This window comes from Moraxella sp. VT-16-12, assembly GCF_002224245.2.
Lineage (GTDB): Bacteria > Pseudomonadota > Gammaproteobacteria > Pseudomonadales > Moraxellaceae > Moraxella.
In genome coordinates this window covers 1-1,952 of record NZ_NKHK02000021.1, presented here as the reverse complement: position 1 = coordinate 1,952, position 1,952 = coordinate 1, and the positions used below count along the sequence as shown (strand labels likewise).

Below are 1,952 nucleotides of genomic sequence, written 5' to 3'. Positions count from 1 at the left end.
AACAATGCAAAGACACAAGAAATCGCCAATTTAACCCAAACCGTGAGCGGTCATACGTCTAGCATTCGTGAATTGGGTGTAACAACTGGGAATTTGACTCAGAAATACAGCCAACTTAAAACTGTGGCGGATAAAGCCACCAGCGACATTACACAGATTAAACAGACCCAAGCAGGGCAAGCGACCAGTATTGATAGATTGGATGCTAAGTTTGATAATCTGGCGGTGGGTGGGTGCAACTTGCTTAGAAACAGCCAAGCCGAGCGGACAGTTGCCAATGCCACCACCCAAGAAAACTTTATCCCAGCTTATGTGCTGACCAAGTCCTTAGAACCCAATACTGCCTATGTCTTATCTTATGAGTACAAAACTACCAATAATACCAAAACCGCACAAGTGGGCTTTGTCAGCAGTGTGGGTCAGCATAAATTTAAAACCAATCTTGTTAGAACATCTGATTGGAAAAAAGATACATTTAAGTTTACCACAGGCAACAACCCAAACCAAGCAGGGCATATCCGTTTTGATAATGAAGGCACAACCAATGAACAATCAGCAAGTTTATGGGTGAGAAATGTCAAATTGGAATTAGGGAGCATACCAAGTGATTACACTCCTGCCCCAGAAGACATACAAGCGAACATTGACACTGCCAAAACTGAGACACTGGCAAACATCAACACTGTGCGTGAAACTTTGACCAATGCTGATATTGCCTTAGGACACAGAATTGATGCTACTTCTGCCGAATTTAAACAAGCAGACAACACCATCAAGGCAAGCGTGCAAGCAGAAACCACCGCTCGCACGAATGCTGATGCTGCTATCGCACAAACTGTCAATGCTCTAAAATCTGAGTACAACAACAATAAATCCTCTGTTGCAAGTCAGATTAAAACACTAACAGATGCCAAAAACAGTCAAGCAACGCAAATCAGTCAAATCACAGCCAATGTAACCACGGTACAGCAAACTGCCAATACAGCCAATAGCAAAGCAGACACGGCAACCACCAAAGCAGACGATGGCATCAGACGAGCAAACAACGCTCAAAACACGGCAAATACTGCAAGCCATAAAGCTGACACTGCCAACACCAATGCTCAAAATGCCAAACGTGTTGCAGATGATGCACTGGGCAAAGCCACCCAAGCCCAAGCAGACATCATCGCCGAACAACAAGCAAGAGCAGATGCTGAAAGCAGTCTAGCACGTCAGATGAGTGCATTAGACAGTAAGTTTACCACTGCTGATAATGCAATAAAAGCATCTGTTGCCCAAGCTCAGCAAACAGCGACTAATGCTCAACAAGCCCTAGCAACAGCACAAAATCAGTTAAATGCTAAGATTGATGGGATTAGCGTGGGTGGGCGTAATTTAATCCCTAATACTCAAAAGCACGGTAATGTAATCAATGGCGTTTTTGAGGGATTTAATTTAATTAAATTAAAAAAGCCAGCTCAAAACTATATTGACTATCAATATAGACTAACTCGTGCAATGCACGAGTCAAATTGTGTGTTTAGTTTTTGGGCAAAAGCAGATGTTGACAATGTTATTGTAACTGCACATTTATATAGCCCAAACACAATCACAAAAGCAGAGACATCACAGGGTAGAATATTTAAGCGTGCAGACGGCATGGCAGATATTACGCTATCAAGCGAATGGCAAAAATATTATGTTGTGTACACTCAAACGCCAAGCGATACGCCCAAAGCCATTGTTTTGCGTTATCAATCATCACGGCTTGGTAGTGAGATATTTATCGCAAAACCAAAATTAGAAACTGGCAACATCGCCACAGACTGGTCGCCAGCACCAGAAGACGTGCAAGCGGATATTGACCAAAAAGCAAGCACAGCCAGTCTTGATGAATTTAAACAAGCCCAAGCGACCAAAGAGCAAGCAACAGCCCAGCGTATCGCTGCCCTTGACGCCGCATACAAACT

At 43.3% G+C, this 1,952-nt stretch carries 1 protein-coding gene; it reads left to right on the top strand.

All coding sequences use genetic code 11. From position 1 onward, the window contains the following. Positions 1-1,952, top strand: a 1,952-nt coding sequence (locus CEW93_RS10865; RefSeq protein WP_186727970.1) for an alanine-zipper protein, incomplete at both ends; no start/stop codon positions are given.